We start from the raw sequence: 17,143 nt of genomic DNA, 5'->3' as shown, positions 1-17,143 counted from the left end.
AACAGTTAGCCAAAAAATTTAAAAATAAAACGTTCAACGGGAAATTATAGTGATTCAATTAAAAAAACAAGTTTTGTATAGGTAATTTCAGCGTGATTATTGTTAGATATTTGATCCGCGAGACACTCAAGAGCCAGTTAGCGATATTTTTCGTGCTTTTTTTGGTATTTGTGAGTCAGAAGTTTATCAGTGTGCTCGCTGATGCTTCAGGTGGTGATATTCCAGCAGGACTGATTTTTTCCATCGTAGGGTTGAATATGCCTGCAATGGGACTATTAATGCTGCCTTTGAGTTTGTATATCGGGATCTTGATTACTTTTGGCCGTTTATACGCTGAAAGTGAAATTGTCGTCATGAATGCGACTGGTATTGGGAATAAATTCTTGGTGCAAGCCGCGTTATACCTAGCGATCTTAACCTCGGGTATTGCCGCGTTTAACGCACTTTGGTTGTCGCCGTGGTCACAAGACAAAGTTGAACAATTGCTGGAACAAGTCGAAGCGGAAAATAGCGTTGATTTGTTGAAAAAAGGCCAGTTTCAAGGCACGCCAGACGGCTCTTCTATCGTTTTTATTGACGATATTAAAGGAAACTCGTTGGATAACGTCTTTGTTGCTCAAATGAGACCTAGAGACTCAATTTTGCCGAGTGTGATGTTTTCTTCATCTGGTGAAGTCAAAGAGCTTGCTGATGGGCGACAGTTGATCGTTATGCAAGACGGTACCCGCTACGAGGGAGTGCCGACTCGCGTTGAGTATATGATCACTAAGTTTGATGAATACGAAGGTGTGATTGGCCAGCGTGAAGTAAAACAAAAAGGTCGTGATTGGGAAGCGTATCCAACCTTAGACTTGGTCGGTAATCCAGACCCAGAAGCACAGGCGGAACTGCATTGGCGTATGTCGCTGTTCGTTTGTATTCCTTTGCTGACGATGTTGGTGATTCCGCTGTCGGCGGTTAACCCACGTCAAGGTCGCTTTGCAAAAATGGGTCCAGCAATCCTGATCTATTTGGCTTACTTCTTGGCGATCAGTGCAACGAAATCTGCGATTGAAAACGAAGATATCCCTGCATCGATTGGTATGTGGCCGATCAACGCGCTGCTGCTGATTGTGGCTATTCTCGCCAATTTGATGGATAGCGTGTCAGCCAGAAAACTCAAAGAAAAATTCCGTAAGAAGAGGCTCGCGTAAGCTGTGTTTAAAATCTTAGACCTTTATATCGGTAGAACGATTATCTCTACCACAGCGCTGGTTTTAGCAACGTTCATTGGCCTTTCAGGGATCATCAAATACGTTGAACAGCTACGCAAAGTCGGTAAGGGCGCTTACGACTTGCTGCACGCGTTGTATTTTGTGTTGCTGAGTATCCCGCGTGATATCGAAATGTTCTTCCCGATGGCAGCGCTGTTAGGCGCACTGATCGGTTTGGGGATGTTGGCGTCGAGTTCGGAACTTGTGGTGATGCAAGCGGCGGGTTTCTCGAAGTTAGATATCGGCATGTCGGTGTTGAAAACCGCGGTCCCTTTAATGCTGATCGTGATGGCGCTTGGTCAATGGGGCGCTCCAGAAGCACAGAAGATGGCGCGAGACTTGCGAGCATTTGCGTTATCCGGCGGTAACCTTGCATCGGTGCGAGCCGGGGTATGGGCGCGGGATGCGAATAACTTTATCTTTATTGGTAAAGTTGATGAAGACAAGCTCTATGGCCTAAACATGTGGCAGTTCGACGAGAACAAAAAGCTGCAATCGGTGGTGTTCGCTAAAGAGGTTAACTACCAACAAGACAACAACTGGATGATGAGCGACGTGCAGATCACCGATATGGCGGATGAAACGCAAATCGTTAAACGTGATGTTGATGAAATGGAGTGGCACACCTCGTTAGCACCTGACAAGCTTGCTGTGGTAACGGTGAAACCAGAAGAACTGCCGCTGAGTGGTCTGTACGACTACGTGACCTATCTAAAAGAGTCAGAACAAGATGTCTCTCGCTATGAGCTGGCATTCTGGCGCAAAGTCACCCAGCCATTTTCTATCGGTGTCATGATGCTATTGGCGCTCTCTTTCGTCTTTGGTCCATTGCGTAGCGTTAGTATGGGCGCGCGGGTGCTCTCTGGTGTGGTTGCGGGCTTTACTTTCTATATATCGAGTGAGTTCTTTGGTCCATTGACCTTGGTATACGGCATTCCACCTGTGTTTGGTGCTTTGATGCCGAGCTTGGTGTTCCTTGGTTTGGCGCTAATGCTGCTACGCAGAAAACTATAAATACACCGCATAGATAGAAATAAAAACGGCTGCCTGGTGGCAGCCGTTTTTTTGTTTTTAAAGCAGTCTTTTCAATCGATACAACTCTTCCAATGCTTGGCGAGGCGTAAGGTCGTCTGGGTCGATGTTCGCCAACGCTTCTTCGACTTCGCTTGGCTCAGGGATTAAGCTCAACTGGTTGGCAATATCTACGCCCGAGCCATTTGATGATGGCTCTTTGGCTACGCTGAGCTGTTCTAGCTGATTCAGTTTCGCACGTGCGTTTTTGATGACGCTCTTCGGTACACCCGCTAATCCAGCCACCGCCAGACCGTATGATTTGCTTGCCGCGCCTTCTTGCACCGCATGCATAAAGGCAATGCTGTCACCGTGTTCCACCGCATCGAGGTGAACGTTGGCTAAGTTGGGCAGCAGGCTTGGCAGTTCGGTTAACTCAAAGTAGTGGGTGGCGAACAGCGTCATCGAGCCCAGCTCTTTTGCTAACCATTCTGCGCTTGCCCAAGCAAGAGACAAACCATCATAGGTACTGGTACCACGACCAATCTCGTCCATTAACACTAAGCTGTTCGCAGTCGCGTTGTGGAGGATATTGGCGGTTTCGGTCATTTCTACCATGAAGGTTGAACGTCCTGAGGCAAGGTCGTCTGACGCGCCAATACGGGTAAAGATACGGTCGATGGAACCAATTTGCGCCGACTCGGCTGGTACGTAGGAGCCGATATGAGCCATCAATGCAATCAACGCGGTTTGACGCATATAGGTTGATTTACCACCCATGTTGGGACCCGTAATGATCAGCATCTTGCGTTGCGGATTCAACTCGATTGGGTTGGCAATAAACGGGTCATCCAATACCTGTTCAACCACTGGGTGACGACCGGCTTGAATATGGATACCCGCGTCTTTGGTTAGCACTGGGCGGCAGTAGTCAAGACTGTCGGCGCGCTCTGCGAGGTTTTGTAGTACGTCGATTTGTGACACTGCAGACGCCAAATTCTGCATCTGTTCTAGGTGTGGCATCATCAAGTCAAACAGCTCTTCCCACAGGCGTTTTTCTAACGCCAGCGCTTTAGACTTAGAGTTGAGCACCTTGTCTTCATGCTCTTTGAGCTCAGGAATGATGTAACGCTCGGCGTTTTTCAACGTCTGACGACGCACGTAGTGAGGTGGTACAAGGTGGCTCTGTCCACGGCTGACCTGAATAAAGAAACCATGAACGTTGTTGTAACCGACCTTAAGCGTATCAATGCCGTGGCGTTCACGCTCTTCGACTTCGAGTTTGTCGAGGTATTCGGTTGCGCCATCCGCCAGCTTACGCCACTCGTCTAACTCTTCGTTGTAGCCTTCGGCGATCACGCCACCATCACGAATCACAACCGGTGGGTTTTCTTTGATCGCACGTTCTAATAGTTCGCACATTTCATCCATTGGTGCCGCGTATTGCGCCAGCTTTTTCAGGTAAGGATGAGAGAGTGAATTCATCACTTCCGCCAGTTCTGGCAGTTGCTGCATCGCATTGCGCAGACGTGCCATATCACGTGGTCTTGCGCTGCGCAGAGCCAATCGAGCGAGGATACGTTCGATATCACCAATCTGTTTTAGTACCGGATACAAGTCGGCGAAAACCGCCAGCTCTTTGATATCGCTGATCGCATCCAAGCGCTGGTTAAGAGTGTCGATATTGCGCATCGGTTGATGTAGCCAGCGTTTGAGCATACGACTGCCCATCGGCGTTGCGGTATGGTCGAGCACTTCCGCAAGGGTATTGTCAGTGCCACCCGCCAAATTTTGCGTGATTTCGAGGTTACGACGGGTTGCCGCGTCGAGGATCACCGAATGATCTTGACGGTCAAAGGTTAACGAGCGGATATGTGGCAGCGCGGTGCGCTGGGTATCTTTAACGTATTGAATCAAACAACCCGCAGCGCACAGGCCAAGATTGGCGTGTTCAACACCAAAGCCGACTAAATCACGAGTGCCAAATTGCTGGTTAAGTTGTTGTTTGGCGGTATCCAGTTCGAATTCCCATATTGGGCGGCGGCGGTTTCCGTTACGCGACGCCATTAGATGTACGGGTTCAAAATCTTCAGGGAACAGCAATTCTCGTGGCGCGGTGCGTTGCAGTTCTGCCGCCATTGCTTCTTCGGTTTCTGGTTCCATTAATTGGAAACGACCGGAGGTCACATCCAACGTCGCATAGCCAAATTTACCGTCGTGGTAGTAGATTGAGGCGATCAAGTTATCCAGACGTTCAGACAGCAGCGCCTCGTCGGTCACCGTACCTGGGGTAACAATCCGGACTACCTTACGTTCAACCGGACCTTTGCTGGTGGCGGGATCGCCAATCTGTTCACAAATCGCGACCGATTCTCCAAGTTGCACCAGTTTGGCTAAGTAGCCCTCTACTGCGTGGAAAGGGACACCCGCCATCGGGATCGGTTCACCTGCCGATGCACCGCGCTTGGTTAAGGAAATATCAAGTAACTGAGACGCGCGTTTTGCGTCATCATAGAAAAGTTCATAGAAATCACCCATCCGGTAGAACAGCAAAATGTCCGGATTTTCGGCCTTAAGCTTCAGATACTGCTGCATCATGGGTGTATGTTTTTGTTCAGCTTTCACGGGTAACTTCTTTCGTTTATTTCTATTGCGGCTTAGGATACGTGAATAGCTATTAAGCGAAAAGATGCAATAAGGAGTTTGGCGTGGAATCACTACAAAATTTGTCTCAGCAGTTAGGGGAATTACTTCATCAACACGGATTAATACTCACTACGGCAGAGTCGTGCACTGGTGGGGGCGTTGCTTCGGCAGTGACAGATATTGCGGGAAGTTCTGCTTGGTTTGACCGCGCCTTTGTCACCTACAGCAATGAAGCCAAAATGGAGATGCTTGGTGTTAGGGAAAGCACTTTGCAACACTATGGTGCAGTAAGCGAACAAACCGTTGAAGAGATGGTACTGGGCGCGTTGGCGCATTCGCGAGCGAATATTGGAGTGTCGATCAGTGGCATTGCAGGACCGGGTGGTGGTAGCGCAGACAAACCAGTAGGCACGGTCTGTTTTGCTTGGGCAGATAAAAAGGGTTGGTTAAAGATCGAAACGTTTATGTTTGATGGCGACCGAGAACAAGTGCGCCACCAGGCTGTCGAAACCGCGCTAAAAGTACTGTATGAAAAGTTAAAGTTTTGAACTAACCACGATGCTTGCGAATTAAAATACATTAAAAATTAGATAGATATCATCTAATTCTAAAAAAAATCCATACAGCTATAGACACTGTATGAATCAACAGTATAATGGCTTTCATAGATTATTCGGGGTAGCCCGAAGTTTGAACAGAAGAATTCATTTTCATCAAGCCATTGATGAAATATTTGGAGAAAGTGATGGACGAGAACAAACAGAAAGCGCTCGCCGCTGCGCTAGGTCAGATTGAAAAGCAATTCGGCAAAGGCTCTATCATGCGCCTTGGTGATAACCGCGCAATGGATGTAGAAACTATTTCGACTGGTTCACTTTCTTTGGATATCGCACTAGGTGCTGGTGGTCTTCCAATGGGTCGTATCGTTGAAGTATACGGTCCAGAATCTTCAGGTAAAACAACTCTAACTCTTGAGCTTATCGCAGCTGCTCAGCGCGAAGGTAAAACTTGTGCCTTCATCGATGCAGAGCACGCACTTGACCCTGTTTACGCGAAGAAATTAGGCGTTGATATCGATGCGTTGCTTGTGTCTCAGCCAGACACTGGTGAGCAAGCGTTAGAAATCTGTGACGCGCTAGCGCGTTCAGGTGCTATCGATGTCATGGTCGTGGACTCGGTAGCGGCATTGACACCGAAAGCAGAGATTGAAGGTGAAATGGGCGACAGCCACATGGGTCTTCAGGCGCGTATGCTTTCTCAAGCGATGCGTAAGCTAACTGGTAACCTAAAGCAGTCTAACTGTATGTGTATCTTCATCAACCAAATCCGTATGAAGATTGGTGTGATGTTTGGTAACCCAGAAACAACGACTGGCGGTAACGCACTGAAATTCTACGCGTCTGTTCGTCTTGATATCCGTCGTACTGGTTCTATCAAAGAAGGCGACGAAGTTGTGGGTAACGAAACCCGTATCAAAGTGGTTAAGAACAAGATTGCAGCACCGTTTAAGCAAGCAGAAACTCAGATCCTATACGGCCAAGGTTTCAACCGTGAAGGTGAGCTAATCGACCTAGGTGTGAAGCACAAGCTAATTGAGAAGGCGGGTGCATGGTACAGCTACAATGGCGACAAGATTGGTCAAGGTAAAGCGAACGCGGGTAAATACCTACGTGAAAATCCTGAAGCGGCAAAAGCGATTGATTCGAAACTGCGTGAAATGCTGCTATCTCCAGCTGAAATTCAGCCAGAGGATGCTGAGCTTGGTCAGATGCCTGAGCAAGAAGAGCTATAATCTAACTAGTCAGTTATTATTTGAGAAGCCCTGCACATGCAGGGCTTTGTTGTATATACACCAAAGGAAAGCCTCTGGAGCCAAGATGTTTCAACGCAAACCACCAACCCTCTCAAGTAAAGAAGCCGCGATGCAGTTGCTGAGTCGTCGGGACCATGGTGAATATGAGCTGTACCAGAAATTGGCAGCAAAAGGGTACAGCGAAGACGATATCCAGCAAGCGGTGAACTTTTGTCTTGATCATAATTATCTGGATGATCTTCGCTACGCTAAAAGCCAGATCCGTCAGCATGTTTATAAAGGCCACGGCGAACGACGTATCAGGCAAGAGTTGAACCAGAAGCGCGTGGCTGAGTCGGTGATTGAACAGGCGTTAGAGGAAGAACCGCAGGACTGGTTCGAGCTAGCAAAGCAAGCCGCGGAGAAAAAGTTTAAAGGGGTAAAAGCGCAGGATCAGAAAGAGTACGCTAAACAAGTTCGCTTTTTACAGTACCGAGGTTACTGTTTTGAACAGATTGCTTACGCGCTCGGAAAAGAGTAAGCGTAACGGCTGCAATACGGTTTTGAATCCGCAAAAATATAAACCTATGTCTATGCTAGTTTAATTACTAGTTATTTAAGTTTTTGTAAATAAATAACAGTAAAAGACAAGGAAAACGTTTATCTACCCCTTTAGGGTAGTTTGAAATTGTAATTGATTTACATCATGTATTAATTTTCTTTCACAATTAACAATTGGCTCAGATAAATACCTAACCCTTAGGAAGTATTATGAGCAAGTTGAAGCTGGTCGTTGTTGGTAACGGGATGGTGGGTCACCGTTATATCGAAGACCTAGTAGAGAAGACGGATGCTTCTCGGTATGAGATTACTGTCTTCTGCGAAGAACCGCGCGTCGCCTATGACCGCGTCCACCTTTCATCTTATTTTTCTCATCACACTGCAGACGAACTCTCATTAGTCAAAGAAGGTTTCTACGACAAGCATGGCATCAATGTCTTGATCGGCGAGCGCGCGATTAACATTAACCGCGAAAAACAGATCGTTCACTCTAGCAGTGGTCGAGAAGTTCACTACGACAAACTCATCCTCGCAACGGGTTCTTACCCATTTGTACCGCCGATTAAAGGCAACGAGAGCAAAGATTGCTTCGTCTACCGCACCATTGAAGACCTTAAATCGATCGAAGCGTGTGCTAAGAAGAGTCAAAGTGGCGTGGTTATCGGTGGTGGTTTGTTGGGCTTAGAAGCGGCTGGTGCACTAAAAGCGCTGGGCGTTGAGACTCACGTGGTTGAGTTTGCGCCAAAATTGATGGCCGAACAGTTAGACCAAGCAGGTGGTGACCAATTACGCCAAAAGATTGAGCGTATGGGGGTTAAAGTTCACACCAGCAAAAACACTCTCGAAATCGCCTCGGAAGGTAAAACAGCGCGTAACGTCATGCGCTTTGCGGATGGTAGTGAGTTAGAGACAGATTTTATTGTCTTTTCTGCAGGGATTCGTCCGCAAGATAAATTAGCTCGCCAGATGGGGTTAGGCATTGCGCCTCGCGGTGGTATTGAAATCAACGATTTTTGCCAAACGACTGACGAAAACATTTACGCGATTGGTGAGTGTGCTTCGTGGAACAAGATGTTCTACGGGTTGGTCGCTCCGGGCTACAAAATGGCGACGGTGGCGGTTGACCACCTGCTTGGCAACGATAGCAAGTTTGCAGGGGCTGATATGTCGGCCAAGCTCAAACTACTGGGCGTCAAAGTCGGGTCGATTGGTGATGCCAACGGTCGTACACCAGGTTGTAAGAGCTACGTTTATCAAAACGAAGAGCAAGAGGTCTACAAGCGTCTGATTGTTTCAAAGGACAACAAGAAGCTGCTGGGTGCCGTGATGGTCGGTGATACGTCTGACTATGGTGACTTGCTGCAACTGATGTTAAATGACATTGACCTACCTGAGCATCCGGATAGTTTGATTCTTCCTGCACACGCAGGCGCAGAAAAACCGACCTTAGGCGCAGACGCGCTGCCAGACACTGCGGTGATCTGTTCTTGTTTCGATGTCACCAAAGGCAAGATCGCTCAAGCCGTCGCCGACGGACACCACTCCATCGGTGACATTAAAGCTGTCACCGGTGCAGGCACAGGTTGCGGTGGTTGTATTCCATTGGTGACCTCGGTACTCAACGCGGAACTTGCCAAAGCGGGTGTCGAAGTGAAAAACGATGTGTGTGAACACTTCGCTTACTCGCGCCAAGAGCTATTCCATCTTATCCGTATCGAAGAAATCAAGACTTTTGACGAACTGCTGGCCAAGCATGGACAAGGTTACGGTTGTGAAGTGTGTAAGCCACTTGCAGGTTCCATTCTGGCGTCATGCTGGGGTGAACATATCCTCAAGCCAGAGTTGGTCAAGCTTCACGATACCAACGACAACTTCCTCGGCAATATGCAAAAAGATGGCACCTATTCGGTAATTCCGCGTATGGCTGGGGGCGAAGTCACGCCGCAAGCGTTAAAAGTGCTGGCTGAAGTGGCCGCAGAGTACAACCTTTATACCAAAGTCACCGGTGCGCAGCGTATCGGTCTGTTCGGCGCGCAGAAAGATGACTTGCCAGAAATTTGGAAAAAGCTGATTGCTGCGGGTTACGAAACAGGTCAAGCCTACGCCAAAGCACTGCGTATGGCGAAAACCTGTGTCGGTTCGACATGGTGCCGCTACGGGGTTCAAGACTCAGTGGGTTTAGGTGTGATGATTGAGAACCGCTACAAAGGTATTCGCACCCCACACAAAATGAAGTTTGGTGTGTCTGGCTGTACGCGTGAATGTGCAGAAGCGCAAGGCAAAGACCTTGGCATCATCGCCACTGACGCTGGTTGGAACATGTATGTGTGTGGCAACGGTGGTATGAAGCCGCGCCACGCCGATTTGCTCGCCAGTGACCTAGACCAAGAAACGCTGATCAAATACATCGACCGCTTCATGATGTTCTACATCCGCACTGCAGCACCTCTGCAGCGCACATCTGTGTGGATGGAAAACTTAGAAGGTGGCGTGGACTACTTACGAGAGGTGATTGTCGAAGACAAGCTGGGCATCAACGAGCAATTGGAAACTGACGTGGCGAAATTGGTTGCTGAGTACCGCTGTGAATGGACTGACACCATCAATGACCAAGAGCAACTTAAGCGCTTTGCGCACTTCATCAACTCGGATCAACGTGATGAAAATGTCGTTTTTGTTCCGGCTCGTGAGCAGCATCGTCCGGCAACATTCACTGAAAAACATCCACAAGTGAAGGGCGATATCCTTCATGTAGACGCGGTATAGCGGGAGAACACACATGGCATTTCAAAAAGTCTGCAAGATCGAAGACATGATCCCAGGAACGGGTGTTTGTGCGCTGGTTAATGGTGAACAAGTCGCAATTTTCCGTCCAACTGATTCGGAAGAAGTGTATGCGATTAGTAATACCGATCCTTACTTCCAATCCAATGTGTTGTCGCGCGGATTAATCTGTCAGCACCAAGGTGAGCTTTGGGTAGCGAGCCCGCTCAAGAAGCAACGCTTTAACCTCACAACGGGTGTATGCATGGAAGACGAGCAATTTAACGTCAAAGCTTACAAAGCGCGTGTGGTGAAAGGGGCAGTGGAGGTCGCTGCTTAACCGCTGGAGATTAAATAGCTTAAAGGCTTGCTGTTTTTCGACAGTAGATAAGCAGCGAGCCTTTCACTATTCAATTTTCACTTTTAAATTTCACTTTTTGGTAGGGATAAGCATATGTCGGATTTAAAACCCGCAGAATTTGTACAAACAATGATTGACGTTGGCGAGGCGAAAGTAAAAACCAGCACTCGCGATCTGATCTTACGCGGCACCATGGCGGGCATCATTCTTTCTTTGGCGGTGGTTGTGGCGATCACTGCGATCACTCAAACCGGTATTGGTCTGGTGGGCGCGTTAGTGTTCCCGGTGGGCTTTTGTATCCTTAGCTTAATGGGGTACGACTTAGTAACAGGGGTATTTGGTCTAGCGCCACTGGCAAAATTTGAAAGTCGCTCAGGCATCACTTGGGGGCGCATTCTACGATGCTGGGGCTTGGTCGGGTTAGGTAACCTGATTGGGTCTCTGATTGTTGCGGCGCTGATTGCCGTTTCACTCACCATGAATTTCAGTGTTGAACCAAACGCAGTCGGCCAAACGTTTATCAAAGTCTCTACCGCTCGCACCGTTGGATTTGAAAACCTTGGTTTTGACGGGTGGATTACCTGCTTTGTGCGAGCCATCTTCTGTAACTTAATGGTCTGCCTTGGCGTGATCGGCAATATGACGGCGCGCACCGTGGCGGGCAAAGTGGCGGCAATGTGGCTACCAATCTTTATCTTCTTTGCTTTGGTGTTCGAGCACACGGTGGTGAACATGTTCTTGTTCCCATTAGGCATGATGTTAGGTGCGGATTTCGGTATCGCAACTTGGCTCAACTTCAATTTAATCCCAACTATTTTGGGTAACATCGTTGGCGGCTTGCTCTTCACTTGCATTCCGCTGTACTTGACTCACGCAAAGACGGCTCCAGCATTGAGCAACCGCTCTGCAACTGCAGCACAGCCACAACTGAGTAAATAACACCATCCAATACAGCAATCCTCGTTCAAGCCACGGCTGGTGGCTTGAACAACGGCTTCTTTATCTAAAGGCGTTGATATTATGACTGCACACTTATCTTCTACCATTTCGCGCGGGTTTGTCTCTTTGGTTGGTGCTGGACCAGGTGATCCGGACTTATTGACCGTGAAAGGTTACCGAGTGATCCAACAAGCGGACGTGGTGGTGTACGATCGTTTGGTTTCTGCGGAGATCTTGTCTTTGGCATCAACCAAAGCTGAGATGATCTACGTCGGTAAAAAGTTGGATTATCACTGTGTGCCGCAAGATCAAATCAATCAAATTCTGGTGGATAAGGCGCTAGCAGGCAATAAAGTCGTGCGTCTCAAAGGCGGTGACTCGTTTATCTTCGGTCGAGGCGGGGAAGAGCTCGAAGAGCTCGCAGAGCACGATATCGATTTCGAAGTTGTCCCCGGTATTACCGCCGCTGCAGGGGCGACCGCGTATGCGGGGATTCCGCTGACTCACCGAGAACACGCGCAAAGCGTACAGTTTATTACTGGTCATATTCAAAAAGATGGTCAAGAGATTGAATGGCATTCGCTGGCGCAGTCGAACAATACCTTAGTGTTCTACATGGGGCTGAAGCAAAGTGGTTACATCGCGCAGCAGTTGATGAGCAATGGTATTGATCAGCAGATGCCGTGTGCGATTATCGAAAATGGTACCCGTCGTGAACAGCGCGTTTTAACCGGTAAATTGAGCGAGCTCGCGGAGCTAGCCACACAAGCCGTCAGTCCAGCGTTAATTGTGGTTGGCAGCGTGACATCATTGCACAACAAGCTTAAGTGGTTCTAGCTTTCCAACATGTTTCCCCAATGCAAACTGGCGCTCATGGGCGGTTTTGGTTTCTGCGCCGACTAAAGCGTGGTTTGCATTTTATTCTTTCACCCATTGCCGATGATTTTCGGTGCATCTCGCCTGCGACTTGTTCGATCAAATTGCGTAATTTTCTTGGCTCCGCGGCAGGCTAAAACGCTTATATTTTGATTTGACGCGATATTTACTCTTAGTGTGGTATTTTCTACAAGAAAACTAGTCGTAGCTGATTGCTTGATCTACAATACGGCAAAATTCTAACTCGACTATTTTCAGGAAGAGCTGCATGTACATGAGCACTGATGAGGTTCGTAACGCGTTCCTCAAGTTCTTTGAAAGCAAAGGACACCAAATCGTAGAAAGTTCATCGTTAGTACCGCATAACGACCCAACCCTGCTATTCACTAACGCAGGTATGAACCAATTTAAAGATTGTTTCTTAGGTTTAGAAAAACGCGCCTACACTCGAGCAACTACGGCCCAACGCTGTGTACGTGCTGGTGGTAAACACAACGATTTAGAAAACGTTGGCTTTACTGCTCGCCACCATACTTTCTTTGAAATGCTGGGTAACTTCAGCTTTGGCGATTACTTCAAAGAAGACGCGATTGCGTTTGCTTGGGAGTTTTTGACCGAAGTTCTACAACTACCAGCGGACCGTCTACTTGTGACGGTATACGAAACAGACGACGAGGCGTTTGATATCTGGAACAAGAAAATCGGTGTCCCTGCTGACCGCATCGTTCGCATCGGTGATAAAGAAGGCGGTAAACCTTACGAGTCAGATAACTTCTGGCAGATGGGTGACACTGGTCCTTGTGGTCCATGTACTGAAATCTTCTACGACCACGGTGAACACATCTGGGGCGGCCGCCCTGGTACACCTGAAGAAGACGGTGACCGTTTTATCGAAATCTGGAACAACGTATTCATGCAGTTCAACCGTCACGCAGACGGCACCATGGAACCACTTCCAAAACCATCGGTAGATACAGGTATGGGTATTGAGCGTATTTCTGCGATCATGCAGGGCGTACACTCAAACTACGAAATCGACGTATTCCAAAAGCTAATCAAAGCAGCGGCTGACGTTATTGGCTACGAAGACCTATCTAACCAATCTCTACGAGTAATTGCGGACCACATCCGTTCATGTGCGTTCCTAATCGTTGACGGCGTAATGCCATCAAACGAAGGTCGTGGCTATGTTTTACGCCGTATTATTCGCCGCGCAGTTCGTCACGGCAACAAGCTAGGTGCACAAGGCGCATTCTTCCATAAACTGGTTGGCGTATTGGCTGAGGTTATGGGCACCGCTGGTGAAGAACTATCGAGACAACAAGCGGTGGTTGAAAAAGTTCTACGTATTGAAGAAGAAAACTTTGGCCGCACTCTAGAACGCGGTATGGCGATTCTGAACGAAGCGCTAGATAGCCTAGAAGGCAAAGAATTAGACGGCGAAACCGTATTTAAACTTTACGATACCTACGGCTTCCCAGCTGACCTGACTAACGACGTTGCACGTGAACGTGAGTTTACCATTGACGAAGCAGGCTTCGAAAAAGCGATGGAACAGCAGCGTCAGCGCGCTCGTGAAGCAGGCCAATTTGGCACTGACTACAATGCAGCGATCAAAACAGACGCACAGAGTGAATTCTGCGGCTATGCAGCGACGGCAGGTAACAGCGCAGTGGCGGCAATGTTTGTCGAAGGCGAAGAAGTGGAATCTCTGTCTGCGGGTGACAAAGCGATTGTTATCCTAGGCGAAACGCCATTCTACGCGGAGTCAGGCGGTCAGTGTGGTGATACTGGTGTCCTGAAAACGCAATCAGGCCTATTCAAAGTAGAAGATACGCAAAAGCTAGGTAACGCGATTGCACACCACGGTGTTCTAGCGGAAGGCGTACTAGCCAAAGGCGATGAGGTTGAAGCACTAGTTGACGCTGAGCGTCGTGCGGCTATCTCTCTAAACCACTCTGCAACTCACCTGCTTCACGCGGCACTGCGTAAAGTATTGGGCGAGCACGTCACGCAGAAAGGCTCGTTAGTGAAGCCTGAAAATCTACGTTTCGACTTTTCACACCTAGAAGCGGTAACAGCCGAAGAACTGAAAGAAGTTGAGCGTCTAGTGAATGCTCAAGTTCGTCGCAACCACGTGATTGAAACCAACATCATGGATATCGAGTCTGCGAAGCAAAAAGGCGCCATGGCTCTATTTGGTGAGAAGTACGACGACGAAGTTCGCGTACTTTCGATGGGTGAGTTCTCTACCGAGCTTTGTGGTGGTATCCACGCGTCAAACACGGGTGATATCGGTCTATTCAAGATTACCTCTGAAGGTGGTATCGCGGCTGGTATCCGTCGTATCGAAGCGGTGACGGGCGAAGCGGCGCTTGATGCTATCGAAGCGCAGCAAGCTAAGTTCGAAGAGAAACTGGCGGAATCGGCGCAGAAAGCGAAATCACTTGAGAAAGAAGTGCAGAAGCTGAAAGACAAGATCGCAGCGGCTGAAAGTGCAAACATCATGGGTAAAGCGCAAGAAATCAACGGCGTAAAAGTCTTGGTTGCGGCTCTTGATGGTGCAGACAGTAAAAACCTACGCACTATGGTTGACGACATCAAGAACCAAATGGGCAGTGGTGTTGTACTCCTTGCTAACGTGACTGGCGAGAAAGTTGGCCTGATCGCGGGTGTAACTAAAGATCTGACTGGTAAAGTAAAAGCAGGGGACCTAGTGAAGATGGTTGCTGAGCAAGTCGGCGGTAAGGGCGGTGGTCGCCCAGACATGGCACAAGCCGGTGGTACCGATGTTGGAGCGCTTCCAGAAGCAATCAAGTCAGTACAACCATGGCTAGAAGAACGCCTATAACGCTGACTATATAAAATCATACGCTCAATCAATTTTTTGATTGGGCGTAATTTTTTTCTATCGACCAAGTGGTTTAATTGCTGATGTTTTAATCAGAGCAGTTAAGCCACTTGGTTTTTGTTATAACGACCGCAAACATTATTCAATCGATTGAATGCGGTCCGAATGAGACTTTGGTCTTGGGAAGGTGAAGACTGGTGAAAAAGCCCCTTATCGTGCAAAAGTTTGGCGGAACCTCGGTGGGTTCAGTAGAAAGAATCCACAAAGTAGCTGAACACATCATTAAGGCGAAAAATGATGGCAATCAGGTTGTCGTAGTTGTTTCTGCAATGTCTGGCGAAACAAATCGATTAATGGAGTTGGCAAAGCAAGTAGACAGTGTGCCAACTGCGCGAGAACTTGATGTTTTGCTCTCTGCTGGTGAACAAGTATCGATGGCACTGCTGGCAATGACTCTCAACAAACTGGGTTATGCCGCGCGTTCACTTACCGGAGCACAAGCGAACATTGTGACAGACAACCAACACAATGACGCAACGATTAAAGATATTGATACATCAACGATCGAAGAGCTATTAGCGCAAGACCAAGTGGTGATTGTCGCTGGCTTTCAAGGTATCAATGAAAATGGGGATATCACTACGCTAGGTCGAGGTGGTTCGGATACCAGCGCAGTCACTTTGGCAGGTGCATTAAAAGCGGATGAATGCCAAATTTTTACTGACGTGGACGGCATCTACACATGTGACCCGCGAGTCGTTCCAACAGCAAAGAAACTTGAAGTGATTGATTTTCCTTCAATGGAAGAAATGGCACGCAAAGGAGCAAAAGTTCTACACTTGCCGTCAGTCCAATACGCATGGCACCACAACGTACCGCTGCGTGTACTATCAACTTTTGATGACAATAATGGCAGCCTAGTCAAAGGTGAAGAATGCCGTAGTGCCGTATGCGGTGTAGCAATTCAGCGCGATATGTGTTTGATTAAAGTTGAAAAAGAGTCTCTGTGTGGGTTGGAAAAACAGTGCCAAATGCTTGGTATCACTATCTGGAATGTGATCGAGCAGACAGAATGGGTAGGTGTAGTAATAAAACACGACGCTTATGCCAAGTTGGAACTGGTGTTTGGTGAAAAAATCCGCAATAGTGAAATGGTCAGCCTACTGACAACAGTTGGTCTATTGGTCGAAGGATTGATTCAAGAGTCTTATAGCTTGCTATCGGAGCAAGATATCAAGGTTCAGCATTTTGCGGTGAATCCACAGTCACTCATGCTCGTGTTGCCACCTGATAGTGTCGACAAAGCGGCTAACATACTGCATGATGCGTACATCACTTCTGCACAGGCACACGATTGCCAACAAAAACACGCCTTTTTAGGCTGATTTGGCTCAAGAATAGAGTTTACGAAAATATAACTTTTGTTGGATAATAACCTAGTAGCAAGATAAATCAGAGATTACTCAAGGAGCACAGAATGCTAATTTTAACTCGCCGCGTTGGCGAAACTCTTATGATCGGTGACGAAGTAACAGTAACAGTACTAGGTGTTAAAGGTAACCAAGTACGTATCGGTGTTAACGCTCCGAAAGAAGTTTCTGTACACCGTGAAGAAATCTACATGCGCATTCAAGCAGAAAAAGGTAATGGTAACGTTGCGTCTGGCAACTACTAATTACACAGAGAGGCTGACAGTTTTGTCAGCCTTTTTGCTATCTAAAGGCCTATATTTTTTACGAAAAGAACGAATTAGCACCGCTTTGATTAAATAGCCAACGGTTGGAAGACTTTTTGCTATTTTTGCCAAGAAAATGTTTGACATATTTTTGGTAAATCGTAATATGTGCCTCCGCAAGACGGTGAGGTGGCCGAGAGGCTGAAGGCGCTCCCCTGCTAAGGGAGTATACGGTTTGTAGCCGTATCGAGGGTTCGAATCCCTCCCTCACCGCCATTCTTGCAACGCTCTTCGGAGCATCGCTTAAAACACTTTCCTCGTGAAAGAATAGGCATTGCGCGTCCTTAGCTCAGCTGGATAGAGTACCTGGCTACGAACCAGGCGGTCGGAGGTTCGAATCCTCCAGGACGCGCCA

Annotated in this window: 13 protein-coding genes and 2 tRNA genes; 14 read left to right on the top strand and 1 reads right to left on the bottom strand. The window is 47.9% G+C overall.

The annotated features are described in order from the left end of the window. Nucleotides 1-92: 92 nt before the first annotated feature. Nucleotides 93-1,193 (top strand): LPS export ABC transporter permease LptF, encoded by a 1,101-nt coding sequence (lptF, locus tag HCZ42_RS13590; protein ID WP_167421200.1) that lies wholly within the window; start codon nt 93-95, stop codon nt 1,191-1,193. 3 nt (nt 1,194-1,196) lie between these two features. Then, nucleotides 1,197-2,267, top strand: a complete 1,071-nt coding sequence (gene lptG, locus HCZ42_RS13585) for an LPS export ABC transporter permease LptG (RefSeq protein ID WP_167421199.1) — start codon at nt 1,197-1,199, stop codon at nt 2,265-2,267. A gap of 57 nt (nt 2,268-2,324) precedes the next feature. Here the strand turns inward: lptG and mutS are convergent, their stop codons facing one another. Further along, entirely contained in the window at nt 2,325-4,889 is a 2,565-nt protein-coding gene (gene mutS / locus HCZ42_RS13580) for a DNA mismatch repair protein MutS (protein ID WP_167421198.1), read from the bottom strand. A gap of 83 nt (nt 4,890-4,972) precedes the next feature. On the opposite strand from mutS, the gene pncC reads away from it, so the two are divergent. The 12 genes from pncC (at nt 4,973) to HCZ42_RS13520 (ending at nt 17,143) form a co-directional block, all read left to right on the top strand. Continuing rightward, on the top strand, nt 4,973-5,458 hold the full coding sequence (gene pncC / locus HCZ42_RS13575) for a nicotinamide-nucleotide amidase (RefSeq protein WP_167421197.1): 486 nt from the start codon (nt 4,973-4,975) through the stop codon (nt 5,456-5,458). A 197-nt stretch (nt 5,459-5,655) separates the two neighbouring features. Then, nucleotides 5,656-6,702 (top strand): recombinase RecA, encoded by a 1,047-nt coding sequence (gene recA / locus HCZ42_RS13570; RefSeq protein ID WP_167421196.1) that lies wholly within the window; start codon nt 5,656-5,658, stop codon nt 6,700-6,702. Nucleotides 6,703-6,787: 85 nt separating this feature from the next. After that, nucleotides 6,788-7,243 (top strand): recombination regulator RecX, encoded by a 456-nt coding sequence (gene recX / locus HCZ42_RS13565; protein ID WP_167421195.1) that lies wholly within the window; start codon nt 6,788-6,790, stop codon nt 7,241-7,243. Between the two features lie 230 nt (nt 7,244-7,473). Next, nucleotides 7,474-10,029: a nitrite reductase large subunit NirB gene (gene nirB, locus HCZ42_RS13560; protein ID WP_167421194.1), complete on the top strand. Its 2,556-nt coding sequence runs from the start codon at nt 7,474-7,476 to the stop codon at nt 10,027-10,029. 13 nt (nt 10,030-10,042) lie between these two features. Further along, complete coding sequence (gene nirD, locus HCZ42_RS13555; RefSeq protein ID WP_167421193.1) at nt 10,043-10,366, top strand: nitrite reductase small subunit NirD; 324 nt, start codon at nt 10,043-10,045, stop codon at nt 10,364-10,366. 114 nt (nt 10,367-10,480) lie between these two features. Next, on the top strand, nt 10,481-11,326 hold the full coding sequence (locus HCZ42_RS13550; RefSeq protein ID WP_167421192.1) for a formate/nitrite transporter family protein: 846 nt from the start codon (nt 10,481-10,483) through the stop codon (nt 11,324-11,326). Nucleotides 11,327-11,407: 81 nt separating this feature from the next. Beyond that, nucleotides 11,408-12,163, top strand: a complete 756-nt coding sequence (gene cobA / locus HCZ42_RS13545; RefSeq protein WP_167421191.1) for a uroporphyrinogen-III C-methyltransferase — start codon at nt 11,408-11,410, stop codon at nt 12,161-12,163. 307 nt (nt 12,164-12,470) lie between these two features. After that, nucleotides 12,471-15,053 (top strand): alanine--tRNA ligase, encoded by a 2,583-nt coding sequence (alaS, locus tag HCZ42_RS13540; protein ID WP_167421190.1) that lies wholly within the window; start codon nt 12,471-12,473, stop codon nt 15,051-15,053. A 197-nt stretch (nt 15,054-15,250) separates the two neighbouring features. After that, nucleotides 15,251-16,438 (top strand): aspartate kinase, encoded by a 1,188-nt coding sequence (locus HCZ42_RS13535; protein WP_167421189.1) that lies wholly within the window; start codon nt 15,251-15,253, stop codon nt 16,436-16,438. 92 nt (nt 16,439-16,530) lie between these two features. Next, the gene (gene csrA / locus HCZ42_RS13530; RefSeq protein WP_004415691.1) at nt 16,531-16,728 is read left to right on the top strand and encodes a carbon storage regulator CsrA; all 198 of its coding nucleotides are present in this window, start codon (nt 16,531-16,533) and stop codon (nt 16,726-16,728) included. Nucleotides 16,729-16,911: 183 nt separating this feature from the next. Further along, a tRNA-Ser gene (locus tag HCZ42_RS13525) sits at nt 16,912-17,004 on the top strand. Between the two features lie 62 nt (nt 17,005-17,066). Further along, nucleotides 17,067-17,143, top strand: a tRNA-Arg gene (locus HCZ42_RS13520).

It is taken from the genome of Vibrio hepatarius, from assembly GCF_011806575.1.
In the GTDB taxonomy this organism is placed as follows: Bacteria; Pseudomonadota; Gammaproteobacteria; order Enterobacterales; family Vibrionaceae; genus Vibrio; species Vibrio hepatarius_A.
Note: the sequence above shows the minus strand (reverse complement) of the source record. Positions and strands in the feature narration are given on the sequence as shown.